Origin of the sequence: Acerihabitans arboris (assembly GCF_010131535.1) — a bacterium.
Taxonomy (GTDB): Bacteria; Pseudomonadota; Gammaproteobacteria; order Enterobacterales; family Enterobacteriaceae; genus Acerihabitans; species Acerihabitans arboris.
In genome coordinates this window covers 141,248-165,583 of the sequence record NZ_WUBS01000007.1, presented here as the reverse complement: position 1 = coordinate 165,583, position 24,336 = coordinate 141,248, and the positions used below count along the sequence as shown (strand labels likewise).

Here is a 24,336-nt window from a genome sequence, read left to right as displayed (position 1 = left end):
CTCTAAAGGGTTCACCGCCGGCCGCTACAGCCGGTCCCGGCGCCGCCATAGCAACAGTAAAAAAAACGGGCCGCCGACCAGCGACATTACGATACCGGCCGGGATCTGCAACGGCGCAAATGCCAGCCGGCCCACATTATCGGTGACCAGCACCAGCAGGGCGCCGAGCAGGGCGCTGCCGCTGAGCAATGACACCTGTCCGCCGCGCAGCACGAAGCGCGCCATATGCGGAGCGATCAAACCGACAAATCCCAGACTGCCGACGCAGGCGACGCTGGCGGCGGTGATCAATACCGGGGCGGTAAAACGCAGCAGCGCCAGCGCGCGCAGCCTTACGCCCAGTCCGGTGGCGGCCTCGTCGCCCAGCAACGCCACATCCGACGCGCGAGCGGTGGCGTACAGCGTGACGCCGCCCAGCAAGCCCCAAAAAGCCGTAATGCCGAGCAGGCCCCAGGTGGCCGCGTGCAGGCTGCCCGCCATCCATACCAGGGCGGTCTGCACGTCGCGAATATCGGCGGTGGTCATAAATGCCCCGATAGCCGCGGAAAACGCCCAGGAGACGCCGATGCCTACCAGGATAAACCGCGGGCGGGAAAAATCGCGCGCCAGCCCCATCACCAGCATCGCCACCAGCAGGCCGCCGGCCATGCCGGCCAGCGGCCGCCATATCAGGCTGAGCGCGGGAAAGAAGATCACCAGCGTCAGCACCACCGCGCTGGTGCCTTCCTTGACGCCGATAAGGCCGGGATCGGCCAGTCCGTTGCGGGTAATGGACTGCATCGCCGCCCCGGCCATGCCCAGCATGGCGCCGCACAACAGCCCCGTCAGCATGCGCGGCAAACGGATATCCCAGACGATATACCGCTGTTCCGCCGCGCCGTCGCCGGGATAAAACAAGGCGCGCAGGATGGCGTTGCCGGGCACCGGCAGGCTGCCCTGGGTCACGCCCGCCGCGGCGGCCAGCAGCACGCCGGCCAGCAGCAGCGCGCACAGCATCAGGACGGGCGGGCGCAGCAGCAGCGAAAGCGGCCCCAGCCGCAGGGGATAAAAGGTTTTCATTTAAAGCGCCTCGCGGCGATGGCGATGAAGACCGGCGCGCCGAGCAGCGCGGTCATGACGCCGGTTGCCAGCTCGCGCGGCGCAATCAGGGCGCGGGCGGCAATGTCCGCCGCCAGCAGCAGTATCGCGCCGCCGACGGCGGAAAGGGGGATAACCTGGCGGATATCCCCGGTAACCAGCCGCCGCGCGATATGGGGCACCACCAGGCCGATAAAGCCGATGGGGCCGGCGACCGACACCGCCGCGCCGCACAGCAGGGCCGCGGCGGCCAGCCCCAGCAGGCGGGTGCGGGCTATATTGACCCCGAGCCCGATGGCGGCGCTGTCTCCCAGCGCGAGAATATTCAGCCGCGGCGAGATAACCAGCGCCAGCAGCGCGCCGGCCAGCATCGGCCCCAGGGCGCTGAGCAGGGTGGGGTAATCCAGTCCGGCCAGATCGCCCGCCAGCCAGGTGCGCAGCGCCAGCAGCGTTTGCTCGTCAAGGATCAGGATGGCGGCGGTTACCGAGGAGGCAAACGAGGACAACGCCACGCCGCATAAGGTCACCTTCAGCGGCGTCAGGCCGCTGCGGCCCGCGCAGGATAGCGTCATCACCAGGGTAAACAGCGCCGCCGCGCCGCCGGCGGCAATCAGCGGACGGGCCGCCGTCAGGCCTCCCCAGGACGCGCCGAGCGCCGAAGCCGCGACCACCGCCAGGGCGGCCCCGGCGTTCAGGCCGAGAATATGCGGTTCGCCCAGCGGGTTGCGGATAACGGATTGCAGCAGCGTCCCGGCCATACCCAGCGCCGCCCCGGTGAGCAGGGCGGCCAGCAGGCGGACTAAACGCAGCTCGATAATCACCTTATGATCGAAATTATGCGCATTATAAAAAAACAGGGCGCGGAGAAGCTCTCGCGGGCCGATATAACGCGCGCCCAGGCCGAGATGAATAAGCGCAAGGCACAGCAGCAGCAGCAGGCCCGCCGCCATGGCCGGTCCGAAACGGCCGGCGTGTTGTTTGCCGCGCGCGGGTTTTGCCGGCTTTGCAGCGTCGTCAAGCATGGTCATGGTAGGTCATGACCCCGGGCGCGGAAGGGGATAAAAAAAGGTTTTCGCGTCACCGGATTCACCGACATCTGTACTTCCACGTCAAAGACGTCTTTGATCAGCTCCGGGGTGCATAACCCGCTGTCGGCCAGTACGCCCCGGATCCGCCCCTGCTTGAGGAACAGCAGGGTGTCGGCATAGTTAACCGCGAAGTTAAGATCGTGCAGCACCACCACCACCGTGCGGCCATGGAGTCGGGTCAGGTCAAACAGCAGTTCGAGGATGTCCACCTGGTAGCGTAGATCAAGAAAGGTGGTCGGCTCGTCAAGCAGGATAATCTCCGTTTCCTGCGCCAGCGCCATGGCAATCCAGCAGCGTTGGCGCTGGCCGCCGGAAAGGCTGTCCACCGGCTGATGCGCGAAGTCCAGGGTGCCGGTCAGGCGCATGGCGTCGTTAACCGCGCGCTCATCCGCCGCCGACCATTGACGCAGCAGGGTTTGATGGGGAAAACGACCGCGCGACACCAGTTCAAATACCGTCAATCCTTCCGGCAGGCGCGGGGCCTGCGGCAGGATGCCCAGCCTGCGGGCCACGGCCTTGGTAGGTATCTGGTGGATGGCCTTGCCGTCCAGCAGCACCCGGCCGGCGGCGGGGCGCAACATCCTGGCGATGGTGGCCAGCAGGGTGGATTTTCCCGAGCCGTTGGCGCCTGCCAGCACGGTCATTTTCCCGGCGGGTATGATTATGCTGACGTTTTCCACCATCAGCGCGCCGCCATAACCCGCCGATATATTGTCCAGGGAAAGTGCGGTTTTTAGCCTTTCCGGCGCGGTTCCGGGCGTTATGCCATGCGTTAAGGCCGGTGCCGTTTCCGGCCCCGACGGCGGCGTATCGGCATCCACTGACTGCGGCATTGACTGCTCCCACGTTGAATCAATTGACTGATGTTATCCCATCAGCGAGTATACGCGACCAAAAATGCAAATAACTCTCATTCGTTTTCGTGATAATGCGCATTACTACTGTAGTAGTCAAGCGCCATGAAGCGACGACAGCCCGGATAACCGACAGCGGGACAGCGGTGGGGAAAACGTGGGCAGCTGGATACAAACAGGCCTTATATCAGCGGGATAGCCATAATAATTTGCCCACTCCCGGCAGGGGCGTTGCCCGGAAAATAGCGGCGGGCTTTTATTGCGCGCGGCGTTTACTACTACAGGTTGCCATGTTTGAATGATAATCAGTTTCAACCGCATTCTCAAAATAACCACAATAATAAACGCGGCGTTAAACCGCGTTGCCCCCGAGCAATGAAAACAAGCCGTTCATGTCAGCCAAACAGGGCGATGATATTTAAGCAGGATAGGGAAAATGATCGAGTTACCAAAAACATCTCCGGGAAATAACGACCTTGTGTTAACCGTTTTATGTTTAGCCGGGACGCTGCTTTCAGCTCCCGTGGCCCTGGCGGCGGCGGGCGAAACCGCCGGCGCGCGGGATACCGGCAAGATTGCCGTTAATCCCGTACATTCACCGGATGAGCTTGCCGCCAATGCCCAAGCCGATGACACCGGCGGCGCCGATGGGGAGACGCTGACCGTGACCGGCGACGCGCCGGGGTTCTCCGATAACGCCACGCTCGGCTACCAGCCGCTGAGCTCTTCCACCGCCACGCTTACCGATATGCCGTTGCTGGATATTCCACAGGTGGTGAATACCGTCAGCGATCGGGTGATTACCGATCAACACGCCACCTCGCTGGACGATGTGTTATATAATGTCAGCAACATAGCGCAAACCAATACGCTGGGCGGCACGCAGGACTCCTTTTCCCGCCGGGGCTTCGGCGATAACCGCGACGGATCGATCCTGACCAACGGCCTCAAGACCGTGCAGCCGCGCAGTTTCAACGCCGCCACCTCCCGAGTGGAGGTGTTGAAGGGGCCAAGCTCGACTCTGTATGGCATTATGGACCCCGGCGGCCTGGTTAACGTCATTACCAAACGGCCGCAGACCGCCTTTGCCGGATCGGTGTCCGCCACCGCCACCAGCTTCGGCGGCGGCAACGGCACGCTGGATTTAACCGGGCCGATCGAAGGCACTCGCTTTGCCTATCGCCTGATCGGCCAATACCAGCATGAAGATTACTGGCGCAATTTCGGCAAATCCAAAAGTACGTTTTTCTCGCCCTCGCTAAGTTATTACGGCGATAACGCCACGGTGAACGTCTTTTATTCCCACCGCGATTATCAAATCCCGTTCGATCGCGGCACCATATTTGATTTGACCACCAAACATGCCATTGATATCGATCGCAAGACCCGGCTAGACGAGCCGTTTAATATTACCGACGGTTATTCGGACGTGGCCCAGCTGAATATGGAGTATCGTTTGAATAATGCCTGGAAAGCCAAATTTGATTACGGCTTCAGCCAGGATAAATATACCGATAACCAGTCGCGGGTCATGGCTTATGACGCCGCCACCGGCAACGTCACGCGCCGCGTCGACGCCACCAACGGCTCGACCCAGCGCATGCACGCCACGCGCGCGGATTTGCAGGGCAACGTGGAGATCGGCGGGTTTTATAATGAAATCCTCACCGGCGTGGCCTATGAAAACTACGATCTGCTGCGCACCGATATGATCCGCTGCAAGAACGTACAGGATTTTAATATTTACCACCCGACCTACGGCAATACCTCCACCTGCGGCAGCGTCAGCGCGTCGGACAGCGATCAACGCATTCAGCAGGAAACCTATTCCGGCTACGCGCAGGATTCGCTGTACCTGACCGATAAGTGGATTGCCGTGGCCGCCATGCGCTATATGTATTTCACCGAATACGCCGGCAAGGGCCGTCCGTTCAACGTCAATACCGACAGCAGCGACAGCAAATGGGTGCCTAAATTCGGCCTGGTGTACAAAGCCACCCCGCAGCTGTCTTTCTACGGCAACGTGGCGCGCTCGGTGGTGCCGCAGTATTCCATCGCCAACTACATCGGCAGCCTGCCGCCGGAAACCTCGACGGCCTATGAGGTCGGCGCCAAGTTCGAGCTGTTTAACGGCGTGACGTCCAATATCGCCCTGTTCGATATCGACAAACGCAACGTACTGTATAACGAGGCCATCGGCGACGAGACCTATGCCCGCACGGCGGGCAAGGTGCGGTCGCGCGGCGTGGAAATGGACGTCTCCGGCGCCCTGACCGATAACATCAACCTGATCGCCAGCTACGGTTATACCGACGCGAAAATCCTCGACGATCCGGATTACGCCGGCAAACCGTTGGTTAACGTGCCGCGCCATACCGGTTCGCTGTTCCTGACCTATGATGTCGGCGACATCATCGGCGGCAACGACCTGACCATCGGCGGCGGGGCGCGAGGCGTAGGCAAGCGCTCGGGCACCAGCGGCGCGGATTATTACCTGCCGGGATATATCGTCGCGGACGCTTTCGCCGCCTACCATATCAAGGCCGATCATCCGGTCACCCTGCAGGTCAACCTGAAGAACCTGTTCGACAAGACGTATTACACCTCGTCCATCGGCACCAACAACCTGGCCAACCAGATCGGCGAGCCGTTCCAGATGCAGTTTACCGTGAAAGTCGATCTCTGACGCACCGCTGCGGTGCGCCGTTGCCTCAATTGCGTGCGGGGCGGCGGCAGGGCCGGCCGGTCCTGTCGCCGTCTCGCACCGCGCGGTAAAATTAATTTTCCGCAAAAATGAATCAAATGAACCATCCCGTTTAACCCCCTTCCACCGGCGCCTCCCTCCGTCCAAAAAGACCTGTTGCAGAAATGAATCAAATGAATCATAGGCAATCATTTTTGGCATAAGCGTTGCAATTGTGATGAAGACGAATTCATCACGGACCCAGCCCATGGATCAGCTCGCGCTCTGTCAGGCCATTAAGGCCCAGTATGAATCTTTGCCGAAACAGGTGCGGCAGGCGGCCAGTTTTGTGCTGGATCACCCGCAGGAGGTGGCGGTAATGTCCATGCGCGAACAGGCGAGGCTGGCGGGGATCCCGCCCTCCACCATGACGCGCCTGGCAAAACGCCTCGGCCTTAAGGGTTATGACGATATCCGCGCCATTTTCGTCAATGCGGTGCGCGCCAAAGGCTATGAATATGGCTCGCGGGTGCCGGCGCTGGTGGAAATGAAACAAAAGGTAGGGGAAACCTCCCTGTTGCTGGACCTGGCCAATACCACCACCGACCATATCCGGGCATCGTGCCGGGACGACAACCTGGCCGCCATGGTGCGCGCCGCCAAAATCCTTTCCGGGGCGCGGGATATTTATTGTCTCGGCCTGCGCTCATCGTTTCCGGTGGCGTTTCATTTTTGCCACGTGGCGTCCTATTTCAAGAATAACGTCCATTTGGTGGAAGGGGCGGGGGAGAGCGGCATCATGGCGCTGATGGGCACCCTGGGGCCGAAAGACGCCCTGCTGGTGTGCAGCCTGTCGCCCTATTCCAGGCGCTCGGTGGCCCTGACCCGCTATCTGTCCCAGCAAAAGGTAAAAATCGTCGCCATCAGCGACAACGCCAGCTCGCCGGTGGCGCGATTGGCCGGCGAGGCCATCCTGGTGAAAAAACAGACCGCCTCTTTTTTCGACACCCTGACGCCGGCGTTTATGGTGAGCGAACTGCTGGCGGCGCTGATGGCGGCCACCTCGAAGGTGGATGTGCGCGCCCTGGTCAGCCAGACCGAGGAAAAATTATGGGCAATGGGCGAATGGTGGAGCGTGGATTAACCCGCCGCCGTATTGCGGAATTTTGACAACAGGTACAGGACATAAAGATGACAAGTTATAAACCGGAACTCACCACCGCGCCGAAACACGGTCATAAAAGCCTGCTGTATTCGGAAGTGGTCACCGACCTGAATACCCTCGAGTCGGTGGATATCGCCGTACTGGGCATTCCCTACGGCTCGCCGTACTCCATCGATGAGGTCACCAACGATCAGACCAACGCCCCCACCGCGGTGCGCCAGGCCACCGATCGCGCCGTGCGCAGCATCGAGCGTTATGATTTCGATATCGGCGGCCCGCTGATGGACAACCGGCCGATCCATATGGTGGACTGCGGCGATATCGCCGGCGACGCGCGTGAACTGGGCGGCCATTATGACGCCGCCGAGGCGGTGGTGCGCAAAATCATCTCCCTTGGCGGCATGCCGCTGGTGATTGGCGGCGACCACGGGGTGCCGATCCCGGTGCTGCGCGCGCTCGATACCCTGGGGCCGATTACCCTGGTGCATATCGATTCGCATCTTGACTGGCGTCAGGAGGTCAACGGCGTCACCGACGGTTATTCCAGCCCCATCCGCCGCGCCTCTGAAATGGACCATATCGGCGAGATTTTCCAGATTGGCCTGCGCGCCAACGGTTCCGCCCGCCAGGAGGAAGTGGACGCCGCGCTGGCCTACGGCGCACACCTGATTACCGCCCATGAGCTGCACGACGAGGGTGCCCAGTCGGTGCTCGACCGTATCCCCGACGGCGGCAATTACTACATTACCCTGGATGCGGACGGTATCGATCCTACTATTATGCCTGCCGTTAACGGCCCGGCGCTGGGCGGCGTAACCTATTCCGAGGCGCGTAAAATCATCCACGGCCTGGTGAAAAAAGGTCGTGTGGTGGGCATGGATATCGTCGAGATCACGCCGAAAAAAGATCTTAACGGCATTACCGCCATTACCGCCTGCCGTTTCTTTGTCAACCTGATCGGCATGGCGGTCAGGGCGGGATATTTCAAGAAATAGCCCGGTTGCCGCCGCCGCCGGCGACGGCACGGAGGTTCCGCCCGCATTTTTGATTCCTTTTTCGACTACATAGGATAACCGTTATGAAAAGACATTCCGTGATACCGCTTTTGGTCGGCGCGCTGGCCGCCTTCTCCATGATGACCGCCAACGCCGCCAACGCGCTCGATAATATCATGAGCCAGAAAACGCTGCGCGTGGCGGTGCCGGTGGACTACCCGCCTTATGGTTACGTGGGCGGCGACATGGTGCCGCAGGGCCTGGATATCGACGTGGCCAACCTGCTGGGCCGGAAGCTCGGCGCCAAGGTAACCCTGGTGCCGGTCACCGGACCGAACCGGGTGCCCTACCTGCAGACCGGTAAAGCGGACATGACCATCTCGTCGCTGGGTAAAACCGCGGAGCGGGCCAAGGTCATCGACTATAGCATCGCCTACGCGCCGTTTTTCGACGCGGTATTCGGCGGTGAAAAAACCCCGGCGGCCAACTTCGGCGAACTCGCCGGCAAAACCGTTTCCGTCACCCGCGGCTCGATGCAGGACGAAGAGCTTACCCGCCTGGCGCCTGGCGCGGAGATCAAACGCTTCGAGGATAACAACAGCACCATCTCCGCGTTCTTGTCCGGCCAGACGCAACTGGTGGCCATCGGCACCACGGTCGCCGGCGCGATGAAACAAAAACATCCGCAGCTGGATTTGCATCTCAAGGTGATCCTGTCCAACGCGCCTTGCTACGTCGGCCTGCCGAAAGACCAGCCGGAGCTGGTGGCCAAGGTTAATGAGATCCTGCGCGCCGCCAAGGCCGACGGCACGTTGGATAACATTTCGCAAAAATGGCTGGGCGCGCCGGCGGGCGAATTGCCGGAATAACCCCCGGCCGCGGCGCGCGGCATGATGATAACCAGCAGGCCAAGGCACGCGCGGAGCTGTTGAAGATGGCGACCAGCAGGCCAGGCCGCGCGCGGAGCTGTTGAAGATGGCGACCATCAGGTCAAGGTACAGGCGGAGTTGATGACGACGACAAAAAAGCCGCGACGGCATGGGCCGGATAACGGGCCGGCCAGGCCAGCCCCGGCGGGAATGGCAACCGGCGGCGCCCGGCGCCTGGCTGACTGGCTGGCGGCCCTGGCACCCGCGGATATCCCCGACGCGGTAAACCATGTGGCGCTGCGCTGCCTGGTGGACACCCTGGGCGTGATGCTGGCGGGTGCCGCCACCCCGGTCGCCGGCATGGCCCGGCGGGTCGCGGCGCTTAACGCGGCCGACGGCGGCGCGGCGGTGGCGGGCGCCTCCGGGCGTTATGCGGCGCCGTCGGCGGCGTTTGCCAACGGCGTGGCCGCCCACGCACTCGATTTTGACGATAATTGTTATGCCGGTTTTGTCCATGGCTCGGCGGTGATCGTGCCGGCGGCCCTGGCGGTGGCGCAGGCGCGCCATGCCGGCGGCGAGGCGCTGCTGACGGCGCTGGTGGCCGGGGCGGAGTGCCAGTACCGCGTCGGCATGGCGCTGGGACGCGCCCTTTACGATCGCGGCTGGTGGACCACCGGCCTGCTGGGCGCTATCGGCGCCTGCGCGGCGACGGCCAAACTGCTGGCCCTGGATACCGGCGCCACCGGGCATGCGCTGGGGTTGGCCATTGCCGGCAGCGGCGGCATGAAATGCGTCTTCGGCAGCGACGCCAAACCCCTGCTGGCGGGACGCGCCGCCGAAAGCGGCGTAATGGCCGCGCTGCTGGCGGAGCAGGGCGCGGGCGGACCCGCCAACGCATTGGAACATGATTACGGGCTGGCGGCGCTTACCAACGACGGCGTGTTCGACGCCGGATGGCTGACGCCCGCGCAAGGGCGGTGGTGCCTGCTGTCGCCGGGCGTGGATGTGAAACGCATCCCGGTCTGTCTCTCTTCCCATGCGGCGGTGGACGGGGTGCTGGAGCTGGTGGCGCGCCACGGCCTGCATCCGGGCCAGATAGCCGGCATCGCCTGCGACGTGCCGCCGGTGGTGGCGGCGAACCTGATTTATCCGTTTCCGCGCACCGCCCGGGAAGGGCAATTCAGCCTGCCGTTCGCCATCGCGGCGTCGCTGGCGTTCGGCGAGCTGACGCTTGATCACCTGGACGATCGGCTGATGACCGATAATGCCCTGGTCGATCTGATGGGTCGGGTCAGCATGACCAGCGGCGCGCGCTGGGCCGACCCCGCGCTACTGGCCGACGCGCCGGAAGGCGCGGACGTGACCATCACCCTGCGCGACGGCGCAACCCTGCGGTGTTTCGTCGCCAAGGCCGCGGGCAGCGCCGCCCGCCCGCTGGACGACCGGGCGCTGGGCGATAAATTCCTGCGCTGCGCCGCCCGCGGCCCGGCGCCCGGGCAGGCCGGGCAACTGCTGGCGACCCTCTGGCGGCTACGGGCGCTGTCCGACGTACATTCTCTTATCCTGGACGACCCGACACCGAAGGAGTATGGGTAATGGTTTTTGATTTTTCCTCGGTACTGGAACAATGGCCGCTGTTGCTTGGCGGCACGCTGGTCACGCTTGCCATGACGCTGGTCTCCACGCTGCTGGGACTGCTGCTGGGCATCGCCTGCGGCTGGGCGCGGGCCAACGGCGCGTCCTGGCTGCGGTTTGCGGTCGGCTGTTATATCGAGCTGGTGCGTAATACCCCTTATATCGTGCAGCTGTTTTTTATTTTCTTCGGCCTGCCCGCCCTGGGACTGCATATGACGGCCATCACCGCCAGCGTGCTGTCGCTGGTGCTGAACCTCGGCGCCTATGCGGCCGAGATCACCCGCGCCGGCATCGCCACCACCGCGCGCAGCCAGATTGAGGCGGCCCAGAGCCTGGCGCTGGACCGCTGGCAGATCTTTTCCCGCGTGGTGCTGCCGCCCGCGCTGGCCCGCGTCTGGCCGTCACTGATCGGCCAGGTGATTATCATCATGCTGGGATCGGCGGTATGCAGCCAGATTTCCACCGAAGAGCTGTCGTTCAGCGCCAACCTGATCGCCAGTCGTTCTTTCCGCAATTTTGAATCCTTTATCATCGCCGCGGTGATTTACCTGGCGCTGGCGGTGATGGTGCGTCAGTTCCTCGGCTGGTTCGGGCCGCGGTTTATCTTTGGGCCGGCGCTTGGGGAAAAATCATGAGTGATTTCACTTTATGGGACATTTACCGCAACCTGCTGCTGGCGCTGCGCTGGACCGTCGGGCTGTCGGCCATTGCCTTTATCGGCGGCGGCATTGTCGGCGCCATCCTGCTGGTGCTCAGGCTATCGCACCGGCGCTGGCTGCAACTGCTGGTGATCCTCTACGTCAATCTGTTCCAGGGCACGCCGCTCCTGATGCAGTTGTTCCTGACCTATTTCGGCCTGGCGCTGTTCGGCGTCGAGACCACGCCGCTGTTTGCCGCCAGCCTGTGCCTGACGCTTTACGCCAGCGCCTACCTGACCGAAATCTGGCGCGGCAGCGTGGAGAGTATTCCCCGCCAGCAATGGGAGGCCGCCGCCAGCCTGGCGCTGTCATTTGGCGAGCAGCTACGCTACGTGATCCTGCCGCAGTCGCTGCGGGTCGCGCTGGCGCCGACGGTGGGGTTCCTGGTGCAGGCGGTCAAGGCTACCGCCCTGGCCTCGGTGATTGGTTTTGTCGAGCTGACCCGCTCGGGGCAAATTATTTCCAACGCCACCTTTGCGCCTTTCCTGGTCTACGGCAGCGTCGCGGCGCTGTATTTCATCCTGTGCTTTCCGCTGTCATGGTGGAGTCGGCATTTAGAACAGCAACTCACCCAGGGAGCCGACAGGCATGACTGATATTACTCCTGATGAAACCGCCTTCGCGGTGGTCGATATTCGCGGCCTGCATAAGCGCTTTGGCGACAACGAGGTGCTCAAGGGCATTGATTTACAGATTAAACGCCAGGAGGTGGTGTGTATCCTCGGCAAGAGCGGCTCGGGTAAAAGCACGCTGCTGCGCTGCATCAACGGTCTGGAAAGTTTTGAGGAAGGCGCGCTGACGGTGGACGGACAGGTCATCCGCCAGCATGACCCGGCCGCCATGCGCGAGCTACGCCAGAACGTCGGCATGATTTTCCAGAGCTTCAACCTGTTCCCGCACCTGACGGTGGGCAAAAACGTGATGCTGGCGCCGACCCTGGTGAAAAAAATGCCGCGCGAACAGGCGGAACGCGCGGCGCGCGCCTTGTTGAAACGCGTCGGCCTGGAGGAAAAGTTCGCCACCTGGCCCGGCAATCTTTCCGGCGGCCAGCAGCAGCGGGTGGCTATTGCCCGTTCGCTGGCGATGAACCCGGAAGTGCTGCTGTGCGACGAAATCACCTCCGCCCTCGACCCGGAACTGGTGGGCGAGGTGCTGCAGGTGATCGAGGGCCTCGCCACCGACGGCATGACCATCATCATGGTCACCCATGAGATGGGCTTCGCGCGCAAGGTGGCCGACCGCATCGTGTTTATGCACCAGGGCCGCGTCCATGAAATGGGCACGCCCGAGGACATTTTCGATAATCCGCGGACCGCCGAATTAAAACAGTTCCTGGCCTGATCCGGCAGGGATTGCGTTATATCCGGCCGGGGCGAATCCCGGCCGGCAACCCTAAATCGCACCAATGGAGATAAGCGTCATGAGCCACACCCGTATTCGTCCGTTTAATACCAAGGAAACCTACCCCGAACAGAAGCTGGATAATGATTTATGCCAGGCGGTGGTGGCCGGCAACATGGTATTCCTGCGCGGCCAGATCGGCCAGGACCTGGACACCCGCGAGTCGGTCGGCAAAGGCGACGTGGCCGCTCAGACCGAGCAGGCCATGCACAATATCGCTATGCTGCTGGAAGAGGCGGGCAGCAGGCTGGAGGATATCTGTAAAATCACCGTCTACCTGACCGATGTCCGCTACCGCGAGACGGTCTACAATATCATGGGCCGCTGGCTGAAAGGCGTATTCCCGGTATCCACCGGCCTGATGATTACCTCGCTGGCGCGTCCGGAGTGGTGGGTGGAAATCGACGTTATCGCCGTCAAATCATAACCAGGCACGCGGCCGCGCGCCGAGCCTGATGCCGTGAAAACCAAAGGAGCCGTAATGAGCGATGCCATAGAACTGCTGTCGACGCTGGTGGGTTTTCCAACGCTGAGCCGCCATTCCAACCTGGATCTGGTTGATTTCGTCGAATCCTATCTGGCAGGTTACGGTATTGCCTCCCGCCGGGTGTACAGCGCCGACGGCGGCCGGGCCAATCTTTACGCCACCATCGGCCCCATGGACCGGGGCGGTATCTGCCTGTCCGGCCATTCGGACGTGGTGCCGGCCGAGGGGCAGCCCTGGCGCAGCGATCCCTTTATCCTGACCCGGCGCGATAACCGCCTGTACGGCAGGGGCAGCGCCGATATGAAGGGCTTCCTGGCCTGCGTGCTGGCGATGGCGCCGCGGTTTATCCAGGCGACCCGCGCCGCCGATGCCCGCCCGGTGCATATCGCCATCAGCTATGACGAGGAAATTGGCTGCGTCGGGGTGCGCGGTTTGCTCGATGAGCTGTCGCGCGACCAGGCCCGTCCCACCGGCTGCATTATCGGCGAGCCGACCCTGATGCGGGTGGCCACCGCCCATAAGGGTAAAAGCGCCTGGCGCTGCCAGGTGCAGGGGCAGGCGGCGCACTCTTCTCAAAACCACCTGGGCGTTAACGCCATCGATTATGCCGCCGAACTGGTGTTGTTTTTACGCAACCAGGGACGATTATGGCGCAACGGCGAAAACGACACGCGTTACGATCCGCCCTGGTCGACGGTACAGGTGGGGACCATCCACGGCGGCAGCGCGGTCAACGTGGTGCCCGATCGCTGCGAGTTTGATTTTGAAATCCGCCCGCTGCCGCATACCCATCATCATCTGCTGGCAAGCGATCTGGGCCATTTTGCACGGGGGCTGCTGCCCGAAATGCGCCAGGTGGCCGGCGGGGCGGATATCCGGCTGGAGCAACAGTCGGAATATCCCGGCCTGCGCGACGACGGTTCGCTCGATGAGCTCAAGCAAAGCTGCGCCGGCGCGCTGGGGCAGGCGTCGTTTGACTCGCTGTCGTTCGGCACCGAGGCGGGGCTGTTCCAGCAGGCGGGCATCCCGACGGTGGTGTGCGGCCCGGGTTCCATCATTCAGGCCCATAAGGCCGATGAATACGTGACGGTGGAACAGCTGGCGCTGTGCCAGGCGTTCCTGGGCAAGGTGGTGGGCTGCTGAGCCCGCCGCCGTCGCGCTCCCCGGCAGGCGGTGGGCCGGTTTCGCCTCCTACGCGGCGCTGAATACCGCCATCGCCGCCGTATCAGGGATTATCCCCTGATACGGCGGCGGGATCACACCAGGGCGACGGCGCGGATGGGGGAGGCCGAGCCGTCCTTGATGCGCAGCGGCAGGGCGAGGAACAGAAAGGCGTCCGGCAGGATGGCGAGGTTGGCGAGGTTCTCGATAATCAACGCGCCGGCGCCCAGTACGATTTGGTGGGACGGGTAGCTGGAATTGGTATAGGCATCCAATGACATGGCATCCGTGCCTATGGCGTTGACGCCCTTGTCGATCAAATAGCGCGCGCCTTCGCCTGACAGTCCCGGCCAGTCGGCGATAAACGCCTGATGGCGCGGCCGGTTACGCCATTTTTGGTCATAACCGGTGCGAAATATCACTATATCGCCGGCCCCGATCGCCACGGATCGCGCTTCCCAATCCTTGATCATCGCCAATGAAATTTCCTGATTAGGCTGAAGAAAGGAAACATCAATTTTGATTCCCCGTCCCAGCAGCCTGCGCGGGGAAATCGTCTCGATGGTCTGGCCGCCGGCGATAAAATGGGCGGGCGCATCCACATGGGTGCCGCAGTGATCGCCCATATGCAGCAGGGTGTTATAGCTGCCGTCGCCGCCGGCGATGGTTTCCTCGACGCTTTTATGGAACTTGGGATGGGTCGGCCAGACCGGCATCAGTTCCTCATAGAGATGGCTCAGTTCGACAATATCTTTATCAAGCAAGCCGCCTGTCAGGTCAGTATTCATGTTAAAGCTTCCTCACTTTTACCGTTTCTTTTATCAGCAACAGCGGTATGCACGAGAGCAGCAGCACGCCGACAATCACCAAATAATGCACGCTGAAGCCGAAGTGATGGATAATCCATCCGGCGGTGGGCGCCACCAGGATGCCGGCGACGCCGACGGCCAGGCCGATCATCAATCCCATGCTGGAGGCCGCCGCCTTGGGCGCGGAATCAATCAGCAGCGCATAGGCCACCGGATAAGGCGAATTGCGGAACAGTCCCCAGAAAATAAGGATCGCCCAGCCGACGGTGGAAGAGGTAATAAACATGCACAGCGCCGCCGCCAGGATCCATCCCAGGATAATGACGCACAGCGAGATTTTCCTGCCCTTGATATCGGAATAGCCGCCCCATAGGATTTGCCCGATCCAGCCGGTGATACCGGACGCGCCGGAAATGATCGCCGCGGTGGACAGGTCCAGCCCCACTTCGCGCGTCAGTTGCAGGGTAAGGAAATTGGCGATGCCCATTTCAGCCCAGGTAAAGCCGAAGATCAGGGCGATGGCCAACAGGCAGTTGCGGTTTTTCAGGCATGAAAAGGATTCCCTCAGGGTATGCCTGAGGCTGCTGGGCCGGCTTTGCTGGTGTTCCTCAATCGGCACCGTCAGGTCATTGTCTTTAATCCAGGTATAGACCTTGTCCTGGTTCTTGCGGGTGCCGACAAAAAACTGCAGCACCACGATGCTCAGCCCAATCAACGGGATAAACAGGAACGCCTGCCGCCAGGTGCCGAGCGCCAGGATCAGCGCTATCAGCGCCGGACCGATAAATTGCCCCAGCGGAAAGCCGGTATGATGCACGCCGATGGCAAACCCACGGTTCTCCTTGTGCCACCACTCCCCGAGCAGGGCGACGTTTATCGGCTCGGAGCCGCCGGTGCCCATGCCCATCATCACCCGCAGGAACTGGAAGGCTCCGAGGGTTTTGCAAAAGGCGGTAGCGACCCCGGCGACCACTTCGAATAATACCGCCATGGTCCAGCTATAGCAGCGCTTATAACCGGTGCCGATATAATCGGAAAAAATACCGAAAATAACCGCGCCCAATAACGTCCCGATAAAACTCAGGGAATTAAGCCAGCCGGCCTGCATTTCGCTCAGGTCGAAATCTTTCATAATGGCCGGCAGCAGCGTGGGCAGGATAATCCGGTCGATGGAGTTCATCAGGATGGCAAGTGTGGTAATGACCAGCATCCACCAGGATATCGGGTGCGCTTTCGGCAGGAAACGGCGATAGCCGTTCCCGTCATTATCGGGCCGCCGGTCCGGGATGGTATTATCGTTCGCCAGATTGGCGTCATCACTGTCTTTATAGTGCATTCTGAATAATCCTCATGATGATTTTTTATTATGTTGCAGGGCGATACTTCAACATGGATTACTGCGGTTTCTGCCTGTGACGCCTGTCTGTCGTTAGCCTCGGGGACATCAATATAGACAGAATAGGGTTAAAAATTGAGTCAACAGCGGTACATAAGTTATGGCGGACGGCCCTGTTCGGTTGGTGGGCGCGCAACATCTCCTTGATTGTCCGGCGTTGGTAAATGGCCGGGGCGTCGTGCCCCGGCCGGTTAGCCCATCGTCATCGATCGGGCGTTCAGCCCGCCGCCGGCCAGAGCGCGACGGTTTTGCGGGCGCCATGGGTCAATAACGCCCGGTAGGCTTGCAGCACGCGTTCAATAAACCGCGGGCTATCGGGCAAGTCATCGCCGAATACGGCCTGCAGGGAGAGCAGGGCGTGAACCCGTTCCGCCCCTTGCCCGCTTTGCGCTACCCGTTGCCGCAACTGGTCGAGCAGCGGGTCGCTAACCTCGATGGGATTGCCCAGTTCGTCGACGCCGCCGACAAAACGCATCCAGCCGGCAACGCCCAACGCCAGGTAATCAAAGCTATCGCCATGGCTTAAGTGCCAGCGAATGGAATCGAGCCAACGCTGCGGCAGCTTTTGCGTACCGTCCATGGCAATCTGCCAGGTCCGGTGTTTCAGGGCGGTATTACGGTAGCGCTGTAGCAAGGAATCCGCGTAGGCCTCCAGATCGACATCCAGGGCGCGCAGCGTCGGCGCCTGCTCGTTTATCATCAGCTTCCTGGCCGCCGCTGCGAAGTGCGCATCCTGCATGCAGTCGCTGATATGCTGGTAGCCGGCCAGGTAGCCCAGGTAAGCCAGGAAGGAATGGCTGCCGTTGAGCATGCGCAGCTTCATTTCTTCGTAGGGCAGCACATCCTTGACCAGCTCCGCGCCGACCTTTTCCCAGGCGGGACGGCCCTGGACAAAATTATCCTCGATCACCCACTGGCAAAAAGGCTCGCAGGCGACGCCGGCCGGATCGGCCACCCCCAGCAGCGACTGGATTTTACGCAGGGTTTCGTCCGTTACCGCCGGCACGATGCGATCCACCATGGTGGAGGGAAAGGTGACATGCCGTCCGATCCATTGGGCCAGGGAGGCATCCTGCAGTCCGGCCAGTTCCAGCACCACGTTGCGCGTGACATGACCGTTTTCCGGCATGTTGTCGCAGGACATGACGCTAAAGGGCGGCAAACCGCGTTCGCGGCGCAGCCGCAGCGCCGCCACGATGACGCCGGCCACCGACTGCGGTTCATCCGGGTGGGCCAGGTCGTGCCGGATCAGCGGATGCTGCTGGTTAAGCTTGCCGCTGGCGGGATGATGGCAGTAGCCTTTTTCAGTAACGGTAATAGATACGATGGCAATGTCCGGCGCCGCCATGGCGTCCAGTATGGCGTTGATGCCGTCGACGCTTTGGTGCATGGCCTGCCTGACGATGCCGACCACGCGGCAGTTCCAGCCGGTGTCGGCCATTTCCGAGACCGAATAGAGCAGGTCCTGCTGCTGGATATCGGCGATCTGCTTCTCGCCGCCAATCAGGTTGACTTCACAATATCCCCAGTCGCTGTCGTGTTCCGTCGCCAGCCGATCGGCGTACACGCCCTGGTGCGCGCGGTGAAAAGCGCCGAATCCGAGATGGACGATACGCGTCTTGACGCCTTCGCGGTCGTAAGCCGGTGTAAGGACGCCGTCCGCGACGGGACTTGTTGCTGATAATGTCTGCATAATCGTACGCTCAATGTTTGAATTAAAAGGATTACCCAACGCGCTTAAGATTGTTGCAACGGTATGTGCGCGGCCTGTTTGGGCGCTTTAATGGCAAACAGCACCAGCAGCGCGCCCAGCGCGGCGATGCCGCCGGCCAGCAGGAAAGCGCTGTCGAATTTGCCGGTATTCTGCACGATATAGCCGGTGGCGACCGGCCCGACGATGCCCGATACGCTGCCGACCAAATGGATAAAACCGCTGGCGCCGCCGACGCGGGATTTATGCACCACGTCCTGGATAATGGCCCAGTACACCGCGCCGGTAAGATAAAGGAAGAAGATCGAGACCGACATCAGGATAACCGCCGGCACCACGCTTGCAACCATTCCCGCCAGCGCCACGCATACCGCCGCCGCCAGCAGGCAGGTCACCAGGACGATTTTTCGCGACAGCAGTAGCTTGCCGGTCAGTTTAAATATCCTATCCGACACCATGCCGCCCAACGCCAACCCGAAGAAGCCCACGATCCACGGAATAACCGTTGTCAGGCTCATTTCCTTGATATTCAGGCCATGCGCCTGTACTAAATAAGAAGGGAACCAACTGAGGAAAAAGAATAAAATATAGTTGTAGCAAAAAAAAGCAAACGCGGTGGCCAATATAATCGGCTGACGTAAATAATATCCAAGACCATGTTGCGCCTGTGCTAATTCTTCCTCGGCGGAATGGGTCTCTATTTTCATTTGTTCGATAACGGCTTTTTCTTCGGCGCTTACGCGTTTGCTTTTTGCCGGATTATCCGCGACGACAAACAGCCATACCAGCATCCAGACAATACCGACGGCGCAGATAATCATGAACGCCGGGCGCCAGCCGAACGATAGCGCCAGGTAACCGACAATCGGACCGGCCACCGCGCCGCCCAGCGGAGAACCGGCGCTCAGCAGGCCCATCGCCGTCGCCGCCTGCTTCTTGGGGAACCAGCCGTTGATCATCTTATTGGCCGAGGAGCAAATCGGTCCTTCCGCCATGCCGAACAGTACGCGCAGTATCAGCATGGAATAAAAGCCGGTAGCAATGGCGGTCATGCCGCAAAATAACGACCAGAGACCCACCGCCGCCGCCATCACCACCGTGGGGCCGAATTTATCCACCGCCAGGCCGCCGATGAAATTGAATATGGCATAGCCGAAAAAAAAGCTGCCGAAAATAATACCGAACTGTTCGGCATTCAGCATTAAATCTTTTTCAATCATCGGCACAGTAATAGATAGGGCAACACGGTCAAGATAATTAATCATGTAGACCAGGGCTAACAATAAGACAATAACCCATCGTAAATTTTTGGACATAAATACCCCAATCAGTATCCTGATTATTTATGGTGCTCTGTCGGCTGGGAATAAACAGAGGCGGCGATGACCGGCGGTCATCGCCTGGAAGACTACTTTAGAATTTCAATATGACTTTGCAGCAATGACGCTGATCTTTTTCGAACAGCGTCAATGCGGCTTCCACGTCAGCAGCATCCATATAATGAGTTATTAATTTCGATACATCGATTTTGCCCTGTACCATCCACTCGATAACCTGTGGAAAACGATGGCTGTTAAGGCGCGAGGTGAATATGGAGATTTCCTTACTGGTGATGCTCTGCTGCGTCACGCTGCTCGCATCGCCGGAAAAACCCAACAGGCCGATGCGCGCCGCCGGGGAGGCCAGTTTAACGGCCTCCTGCAGGATGGCGGGGTGGCAGGCGGCGTCCACGATCAGCGTCGGCCGGATGCCCAGCTTTTCCAGCTCGTCCTGCAACGAAAGGCTGGTGTTGTCGATCACCCGATCGGCGCCGCTTTCCAGCGCCATCTCCAGGCGTTCAGCGATGCGGTCGGCAACAATTACCTGGCTGACGCCATACACGCCCTTCAGCACCTGTACCGCGGTCAGCCCCATCGGACCCGCGCCGTACACCAGGGCCACATCGCGCGGCGTAGGTTGCAGGAACGCGGTAATATTGGCGGCGATGGTAAACGGCTCCACCATGCTGGCCAACGGATCCGGGATGGCCTCCGGGATAACATAGGCATTTTTGGCCGGCGCGCAGGCATAGTCGCTGAAACCGCCGTCACGGTGCACGCCGATAACCGACAGTTCGGTACAGACGTTGGGCCGCCCGACCGAGCAGGGATAGCAATGACCGCAGCTGACCACCGGATCCACCGCGACCCGCTCGCCGATACGGCCCGCGTCCACGCCCGCGCCCACCGCGTCGATTTCGCCAAAAAACTCATGCCCGATCACGCGGGGATATTTGGCAAAGGGATTATGCCCATGGTAAATATGGACATCGGAGCCGCAAATGCCGGCGTATTTTACCCGTACGCGCACTTCGCCGACGGCCGGCAGGGGGAGTTCGCGTTTCTGTATCACCAGTTTACCCGGTTGTTCAATGACTACGCTGTTCACGATGGTTTCTCCTGTTACCAGTTCCACAAGGTGCCGTCTTCGAGACGGGCAACCGGTAAATGAGCCGGTTCGTAGGGATATTTCGCCGCCAGCCTTTCGTCAAACTCAATGCCCAGTCCCGGCTTGTCGCCCGGATGCATATAGCCGTCGTCAAACGTCCAGTTATGCGGGAAGACTTCCAGCATTTGCTCGCTGTAGCCCATATATTCCTGCACGCCGAAGTTAGGCACCCACAGATCGAAATGCAGCGCCGCCGCCATGCAGACCGGCGACAGGTCGGACGGGCCGTGCGAGCCGGTGCGCACCTGGTATAGCGAGGCGAAATCCGCAATCCGACGCATGCCGGTAATGCCGCCGGCATGGGTAATGGTGGTGCGGATATAGTCGATCAGCTGCTCTTCGATAAGCTGTTTGCAATCCCAGATACTGTTAAATACTTCGCCTACCGCAATCGGCGTCACGGTGTGCTGGCGGATCAGGCGGAAGCAGGCCTGGTTTTCCGCCGGCGTAGGATCTTCCATCCAGAACAGGCGATACGGTTCGACGCTTTTACCGAACCGGGCGGCCTCGATAGGCGTCAGGCGATGGTGCATGTCGTGCAGCAGGTGTTCATTGAAGCCGAATTTATCGCGCACCGCCGCGAATAATTTAGGGGTAAAGTCGAGGTATTTTTCCGTCGACCACAGCTGCTCATCAGGCCAGCTGCCTTTGGTGGCCGGCTCATAGGCCAGGCCTTTGCCCTTGGCCATGCCGTAGGTGGTTTTCATGCCGGGCACGCCGCACTGCACGCGAATCGCCTTAAAGCCCATTTCCTGGTGTTTGGCGTAATCGTCCAGCACTTCGTCGATGGTGTGGCCGGTGGTGTGGCAATACACCATCACGCCGGTACGCGAGGCCCCGCCCAACAGCTGGTACAGCGGCATATTGGCGGCCTTGGCCTTGATATCCCACAGCGCCGTATCCACGGCGGAAATGGCGGACATGGTTACCGGCCCGCGCCGCCAGTAGGCGCCCTTGTAGAAAAACTGCCAGATGTCCTCGATCCTATGGGCGTCGCGGCCGATCAGCTGCGGGCAGACATGGTCTTTTAGATAGGAGGCAACCGGCAGTTCGCGCCCGTTAAGCGTAGCGTCGCCCAGCCCGGTAAGGCCGTCGTCGGTAGTGATTTTCAACGTTACGAAATTTCTGCCGGGGCAGGTTACAAATACTTCCGCTTTAACAATTTTCATCAATATGTCCCTTAACAACAAACAAGGTTAACCTATAAGCAATGTATACTACCATACAAGTTGCGCTAGTGAGATTTTGCAACATTGATCACATTTTTACCTTTATCTCATAATATTCCATGGCGCCAGGCCCGCCGACGCTGGACTCAAATCAAGCGTTCAAAGGGCGCGCGCCTCTTAACGTTTGGTCCAGTCCTGGTACTCTTTTTTCAGCCGCAGCGGCGCGGTCTCCGGCATCATGGCCAGGCCGATAACCGATACCACCCCCAGCGCCGCGACATATATCGCCAGGCCGTAATAATGCCCGCCGGTGGCCTGCAGGATTTTGACCGCCACCAGCCCGAGCACGCCGCTGCCAATCAGCGAGCCGATTTGCCAGATAAGGGCGATGCCGCTGCAGCGGATATGGGTGGGGAAAAGTTCGGGGAAATAGGACGCCTGCGGGGCGTAGCACATGCTATGGCCCAGGGTCAGCACCAGGATCATCACCAATTGCGTCAGCCAATAGCTGTCATGGTTAATGGCCAGGAAAAACGGCACGATCATGATCACCTGCAGCAGCGCGCCCGCCATATAGATGGGCTTGCGTCCGACGCGATCCGACAGATGCCCCATCAGCGGAATGGCGAGGATCTCCAGCGCCACGGCGACAATCATGGTTTCCATCAGCAGGTTGGTATCAAGATTATTGACCTTCACGTAGGCTAAAACGATCACGGTAAACATGGCGAAAACGCAGGCTTCAATCAGCTTGGCGCATACGCCCTTGACGACGATGCCCGGATAATCGCGGATCACTTCCACCACCGGGCGCGATTCCATGGCTTTGGTAGCGCGGATTTTGGCGAACACCGGCGATTCGTCGATGCGCAGGCGGATAAACAGCCCCACCACCACCAGCAGCAGGCTGAGCAGGAATGGAATGCGCCAGCCGAAATCCATCATCTGCGCGGGCGACAGGGTGGCGTTCAGCGCGGCAAACAGCGCCAGCGGCAATAAAAAGCCCAGCGGCGCGCCGATTTGCACCCAACTGGCAAAAAAGCCGCGGCGGGCGGGTTGGGAATACTCGGCGGTCATCAATACCGCCCCGGCCTGCTCGCCGCCGACGCCGAACCCTTGCAAGATACGGATCAGAATCAACAGCACCGGCGCCCAGACGCCGATTTTTTCATAGGTGGGCAGCAGCCCGATGCAAAACGTGCCGAGGCCGACGATAAGAATGGTGATAACCAGGGCTTTCTTGCGGCCCACCTTATCGCCGATATGCCCGAAGACGATACCGCCGATGGGCCGTGCCAAAAAGCCCACCGCATAGGTGGCGAAGGCCGCCAGGGTACTGATCAGCGGATCGGTGCTGGGGAAGAACAGATGGCCGAAAAAGAGCACCGCGGCGGTGCCGTAGGCAAAAAAGTCATAATATTCCGCCGCCGTGCCGATGGCCGACGCGCTGGCAACGCGGCGGATAAGCGACCGGTTGTCTTGTTCAGTAAGGATGTCCGTTTGACTCGCCATTTTTCCGCCTTGAGGGTTTAAAGGTATATCGGGTTTTATGATTTGCAGGTAAGCAGACAAAAAATAGACCTGAACCTACTACCATACAAGACGGCCATGCGGATTTTCCGGGTGGGATCACGTTTTTGCGAAAGAGGGCGCGGTTGTAGAGGAAGCATAGCGAAAAACCCAGCCATGAGTAGGGCGGGAGATAATGAAAATCCGCCCATGGGCCTGGCGGGAGGGCAGTCAGGTCGCCAGGGTATCGATACGGCTACGGGCGGTGATGGCGCTGCCCATGCCTGCGGTAATGGAAAAGGTCACGGCGATGGCCTGGATGAGCGTCAGTGTCTCCGACAGCATGAAAAACGCCACCAACGCCGCGACGGCCGGCTCCATGCTGACCAGGATGCCGAAGGTCTTGTGCGGCAGTCTTTTTAACGCCGCCATTTCCATCGTCATGGGCAGCGAACTGGATAGCAGTGCGATAAGCAGCCCCATGGCCAGCAGATGGGGATGGGTGAGGATCGCGCCGGCGTTCGCCATGCCCACGGGCAGGGTTACCATCGATGCGAACACCAGGCCGACGGCCACGGTTTGCCCGGAATGCAGGTGGCTGATGGTTTTGCCGAATATTATATACAGCGCCCAGCACAGCGCGGCGCCCAGCGCGAACAGCACGCCGGTTAACGGCAGCCCGCTGTCGTTGCCGCGCAGCGGCAACAGCAACAAAACGCCGGTAACGGCCAGGGCTATCCAGATAAAATCGCTGAGTTTGCGCGAATAAAGCACCGTCACGGTCAAGGGTCCGACAAATTCAATCGCCACCGCCAGGCCGAAGGGGATGCTCTCCAGGGCCAGGTAGAAACACAGGTTCATCGCCCCCAGCGTCACGCCGTACAACGCGATAAATTTGTACTCGCGGGCGGTAATCGATGCTTTCCAAGGACGCCACAGCGCCAATAGCACGATAGCTGAAAAGCCGGTCCTGAGCGCCGTGGTGCCCGTGGGTCCGATCAGCGGGAACAGCAGGTCTTTTGCCAGCGAGGAACCGACGCTTAACGACAGTATGGAACCCAATACCAACAGGAAGGGAACGAGTCTGCTGGTGGTGGACGATGGCATGAGGTTTTCCCTTTCTAAAATGATTCGGCCCCGGC

Annotated in this window: 21 protein-coding genes; 10 read left to right on the top strand and 11 right to left on the bottom strand. The window is 60.6% G+C overall.

Annotated features, from left to right (window positions below):
- Positions 1 to 24: 24 nt before the first annotated feature.
- The 3 genes from GRH90_RS11450 to GRH90_RS11440 all read right to left on the bottom strand — a co-directional run bounded on the left by GRH90_RS11450 (position 25) and on the right by GRH90_RS11440 (position 2,998).
- Entirely contained in the window at positions 25 to 1,059 is a 1,035-nt protein-coding gene (locus GRH90_RS11450) for a FecCD family ABC transporter permease (RefSeq protein ID WP_162366077.1), read from the bottom strand.
- Positions 1,056 to 2,027, bottom strand: coding sequence for a FecCD family ABC transporter permease (locus GRH90_RS11445; RefSeq protein WP_246236007.1), 972 nt, complete (start codon positions 2,025 to 2,027; stop codon positions 1,056 to 1,058). Before GRH90_RS11445 ends, GRH90_RS11450 begins: the two co-directional genes overlap by 4 nt.
- Positions 2,028 to 2,101: 74 nt before the next feature.
- Entirely contained in the window at positions 2,102 to 2,998 is an 897-nt protein-coding gene (locus GRH90_RS11440; RefSeq protein WP_162366076.1) for an ABC transporter ATP-binding protein, read from the bottom strand.
- Positions 2,999 to 3,593: 595 nt separating this feature from the next.
- Here GRH90_RS11440 and GRH90_RS11435 point away from each other — a divergent pair.
- From GRH90_RS11435 to argE, 10 genes are all read left to right on the top strand, one after another.
- The gene (locus GRH90_RS11435) at positions 3,594 to 5,705 is read left to right on the top strand and encodes a TonB-dependent siderophore receptor (RefSeq protein WP_312857182.1); all 2,112 of its coding nucleotides are present in this window, start codon (positions 3,594 to 3,596) and stop codon (positions 5,703 to 5,705) included.
- Positions 5,706 to 5,970: 265 nt separating this feature from the next.
- Positions 5,971 to 6,846, top strand: coding sequence for a MurR/RpiR family transcriptional regulator (locus GRH90_RS11430; protein WP_162366074.1), 876 nt, complete (start codon positions 5,971 to 5,973; stop codon positions 6,844 to 6,846).
- Between the two features lie 47 nt (positions 6,847 to 6,893).
- Positions 6,894 to 7,862 carry an agmatinase gene (locus GRH90_RS11425; protein WP_162366073.1) on the top strand — a complete coding sequence of 323 codons (969 nt, stop codon included), beginning with the start codon at positions 6,894 to 6,896 and terminating at the stop codon, positions 7,860 to 7,862.
- 83 nt (positions 7,863 to 7,945) lie between these two features.
- Positions 7,946 to 8,731, top strand: coding sequence for a transporter substrate-binding domain-containing protein (locus GRH90_RS11420; protein ID WP_162366072.1), 786 nt, complete (start codon positions 7,946 to 7,948; stop codon positions 8,729 to 8,731).
- 141 nt (positions 8,732 to 8,872) lie between these two features.
- Positions 8,873 to 10,327: an MmgE/PrpD family protein gene (locus GRH90_RS11415; RefSeq protein WP_246235997.1), complete on the top strand. Its 1,455-nt coding sequence runs from the start codon at positions 8,873 to 8,875 to the stop codon at positions 10,325 to 10,327.
- A complete protein-coding gene (locus GRH90_RS11410) occupies positions 10,327 to 11,001 on the top strand; it encodes an amino acid ABC transporter permease (RefSeq protein WP_162366071.1) in 675 nt (224 codons plus the stop codon). Before GRH90_RS11415 ends, GRH90_RS11410 begins: the two co-directional genes overlap by 1 nt.
- Positions 10,998 to 11,660: an amino acid ABC transporter permease gene (locus GRH90_RS11405; protein ID WP_162366070.1), complete on the top strand. Its 663-nt coding sequence runs from the start codon at positions 10,998 to 11,000 to the stop codon at positions 11,658 to 11,660. The genes GRH90_RS11410 and GRH90_RS11405 overlap by 4 nt, the downstream gene beginning before the upstream one ends.
- Positions 11,653 to 12,405, top strand: coding sequence for an amino acid ABC transporter ATP-binding protein (locus GRH90_RS11400; protein ID WP_162366069.1), 753 nt, complete (start codon positions 11,653 to 11,655; stop codon positions 12,403 to 12,405). Before GRH90_RS11405 ends, GRH90_RS11400 begins: the two co-directional genes overlap by 8 nt.
- A 79-nt stretch (positions 12,406 to 12,484) precedes the next feature.
- Complete coding sequence (locus GRH90_RS11395) at positions 12,485 to 12,892, top strand: RidA family protein (RefSeq protein WP_162366068.1); 408 nt, start codon at positions 12,485 to 12,487, stop codon at positions 12,890 to 12,892.
- Between the two features lie 54 nt (positions 12,893 to 12,946).
- Positions 12,947 to 14,095, top strand: a complete 1,149-nt coding sequence (argE, locus tag GRH90_RS11390) for an acetylornithine deacetylase (RefSeq protein ID WP_162366067.1) — start codon at positions 12,947 to 12,949, stop codon at positions 14,093 to 14,095.
- A gap of 113 nt (positions 14,096 to 14,208) precedes the next feature.
- Here argE and GRH90_RS11385 read toward each other — a convergent pair whose 3' ends face one another.
- The 8 genes from GRH90_RS11385 to GRH90_RS11350 form a co-directional block, all read right to left on the bottom strand.
- Positions 14,209 to 14,901, bottom strand: coding sequence for a cyclase family protein (locus tag GRH90_RS11385; protein WP_162366066.1), 693 nt, complete (start codon positions 14,899 to 14,901; stop codon positions 14,209 to 14,211).
- Between the two features lies 1 nt (position 14,902).
- Complete coding sequence (locus GRH90_RS11380; protein WP_162366065.1) at positions 14,903 to 16,258, bottom strand: MFS transporter; 1,356 nt, start codon at positions 16,256 to 16,258, stop codon at positions 14,903 to 14,905.
- A gap of 277 nt (positions 16,259 to 16,535) precedes the next feature.
- Positions 16,536 to 18,011 (bottom strand): mannitol dehydrogenase family protein, encoded by a 1,476-nt coding sequence (locus tag GRH90_RS11375; protein ID WP_162366064.1) that lies wholly within the window; start codon positions 18,009 to 18,011, stop codon positions 16,536 to 16,538.
- Between the two features lie 44 nt (positions 18,012 to 18,055).
- Positions 18,056 to 19,345, bottom strand: a complete 1,290-nt coding sequence (locus GRH90_RS11370; protein WP_162366063.1) for an MFS transporter — start codon at positions 19,343 to 19,345, stop codon at positions 18,056 to 18,058.
- Positions 19,346 to 19,442: 97 nt separating this feature from the next.
- The gene (locus GRH90_RS11365; protein ID WP_162366062.1) at positions 19,443 to 20,456 is read right to left on the bottom strand and encodes a Zn-dependent oxidoreductase; all 1,014 of its coding nucleotides are present in this window, start codon (positions 20,454 to 20,456) and stop codon (positions 19,443 to 19,445) included.
- Between the two features lie 14 nt (positions 20,457 to 20,470).
- Positions 20,471 to 21,685 carry a D-mannonate dehydratase ManD gene (manD, locus tag GRH90_RS11360; RefSeq protein WP_162366061.1) on the bottom strand — a complete coding sequence of 405 codons (1,215 nt, stop codon included), beginning with the start codon at positions 21,683 to 21,685 and terminating at the stop codon, positions 20,471 to 20,473.
- 177 nt (positions 21,686 to 21,862) lie between these two features.
- Positions 21,863 to 23,197: an MFS transporter gene (locus GRH90_RS11355; protein WP_162366060.1), complete on the bottom strand. Its 1,335-nt coding sequence runs from the start codon at positions 23,195 to 23,197 to the stop codon at positions 21,863 to 21,865.
- A gap of 228 nt (positions 23,198 to 23,425) precedes the next feature.
- Positions 23,426 to 24,301: an EamA family transporter gene (locus GRH90_RS11350; protein WP_162366059.1), complete on the bottom strand. Its 876-nt coding sequence runs from the start codon at positions 24,299 to 24,301 to the stop codon at positions 23,426 to 23,428.
- Positions 24,302 to 24,336 lie beyond the last annotated feature (35 nt).

What these genes read in the sequence shown, in the direction of transcription:
- GRH90_RS11405 (WP_162366070.1), top strand. Translation starts at nt 10,998, where the DNA reads ATGAGTGATTTCACTTTATGGGACATTTACCGCAACCTGCTGCTGGCG.
- GRH90_RS11430 (WP_162366074.1), top strand. Translation starts at nt 5,971, where the DNA reads ATGGATCAGCTCGCGCTCTGTCAGGCCATTAAGGCCCAGTATGAATCT.
- manD (WP_162366061.1), bottom strand. Translation starts at nt 21,685, where the DNA reads ATGAAAATTGTTAAAGCGGAAGTATTTGTAACCTGCCCCGGCAGAAAT.
- GRH90_RS11385 (WP_162366066.1), bottom strand. Translation starts at nt 14,901, where the DNA reads ATGAATACTGACCTGACAGGCGGCTTGCTTGATAAAGATATTGTCGAA.
- GRH90_RS11445 (WP_246236007.1), bottom strand. Translation starts at nt 2,027, where the DNA reads ATGGCGGCGGGCCTGCTGCTGCTGCTGTGCCTTGCGCTTATTCATCTC.
- GRH90_RS11420 (WP_162366072.1), top strand. Translation starts at nt 7,946, where the DNA reads ATGAAAAGACATTCCGTGATACCGCTTTTGGTCGGCGCGCTGGCCGCC.
- argE (WP_162366067.1), top strand. Translation starts at nt 12,947, where the DNA reads ATGAGCGATGCCATAGAACTGCTGTCGACGCTGGTGGGTTTTCCAACG.
- GRH90_RS11410 (WP_162366071.1), top strand. Translation starts at nt 10,327, where the DNA reads ATGGTTTTTGATTTTTCCTCGGTACTGGAACAATGGCCGCTGTTGCTT.
- GRH90_RS11355 (WP_162366060.1), bottom strand. Translation starts at nt 23,197, where the DNA reads ATGGCGAGTCAAACGGACATCCTTACTGAACAAGACAACCGGTCGCTT.
- GRH90_RS11350 (WP_162366059.1), bottom strand. Translation starts at nt 24,301, where the DNA reads ATGCCATCGTCCACCACCAGCAGACTCGTTCCCTTCCTGTTGGTATTG.
- GRH90_RS11400 (WP_162366069.1), top strand. Translation starts at nt 11,653, where the DNA reads ATGACTGATATTACTCCTGATGAAACCGCCTTCGCGGTGGTCGATATT.
- GRH90_RS11425 (WP_162366073.1), top strand. Translation starts at nt 6,894, where the DNA reads ATGACAAGTTATAAACCGGAACTCACCACCGCGCCGAAACACGGTCAT.
- GRH90_RS11415 (WP_246235997.1), top strand. Translation starts at nt 8,873, where the DNA reads ATGACGACGACAAAAAAGCCGCGACGGCATGGGCCGGATAACGGGCCG.
- GRH90_RS11375 (WP_162366064.1), bottom strand. Translation starts at nt 18,011, where the DNA reads ATGCAGACATTATCAGCAACAAGTCCCGTCGCGGACGGCGTCCTTACA.
- GRH90_RS11440 (WP_162366076.1), bottom strand. Translation starts at nt 2,998, where the DNA reads ATGCCGCAGTCAGTGGATGCCGATACGCCGCCGTCGGGGCCGGAAACG.
- GRH90_RS11380 (WP_162366065.1), bottom strand. Translation starts at nt 16,258, where the DNA reads ATGCACTATAAAGACAGTGATGACGCCAATCTGGCGAACGATAATACC.
- GRH90_RS11450 (WP_162366077.1), bottom strand. Translation starts at nt 1,059, where the DNA reads ATGAAAACCTTTTATCCCCTGCGGCTGGGGCCGCTTTCGCTGCTGCTG.
- GRH90_RS11370 (WP_162366063.1), bottom strand. Translation starts at nt 19,345, where the DNA reads ATGTCCAAAAATTTACGATGGGTTATTGTCTTATTGTTAGCCCTGGTC.
- GRH90_RS11395 (WP_162366068.1), top strand. Translation starts at nt 12,485, where the DNA reads ATGAGCCACACCCGTATTCGTCCGTTTAATACCAAGGAAACCTACCCC.